Source organism: Treponema sp. R80B11-R83G3, from assembly GCF_054786115.1.
This window is the reverse complement of the sequence record NZ_BDHF01000429.1, coordinates 1-553: the sequence shown is the minus strand read 5'-3', so window position 1 is coordinate 553 and position 553 is coordinate 1. Positions and strand designations below refer to the sequence as shown.

Genomic DNA, 553 nt, shown 5'->3' with positions numbered 1-553 from the left:
TGGACAAATCGTTAATAAGCGTTATATCAGTATTAAGCGTTACCTCAGAAAAAAGCCAATTGGTATCAATATTAACCGGTCCTGTTCCGTTAACAATTAAATATATAGCACCGGCAGTGATATCGGAGTTAAGTTCAACATTTCCCGTACCCACGCTTTGTGTAACATTAACATCCCTTGCGCCTAAATCCAAATTACCGCATACAATATCGGTTCCTGCAATTGATACGGCGCCTGACACAATCTCAAGAATACCGCCGCCGGAGAAAGAAATTTTATCGTCTAACGTTGAAGAGTTATCAATAGTTACATTATCCGCAGTTAAATCGCCTGTTAAGACCGCACCGTTGGTAAGGCTTAATGTGTCTGCTATAAGCGAATAACCGCTCAGATCAAGGCTTGCGCCAACAATTTCAAGGCTATTTAAAACAATATTATCATCAAGAGTAACAGTGCCACTGTCTATTCTTACAGTATCACTTGGATCATTAGGATAATCAGTAGCAGTTGAACCGCTTTCTTCCCAGTTATTCGGATTACTCCAATCATTATC

General features: G+C 39.8%; 1 protein-coding gene. It reads right to left on the bottom strand.

Translation table 11 applies throughout. The features are described 5' to 3' along the window. Positions 1–553, bottom strand: a 553-nt coding sequence (locus tag ACYVRH_RS14285; RefSeq protein ID WP_461257540.1) for a hypothetical protein, incomplete at both ends; no start/stop codon positions are given.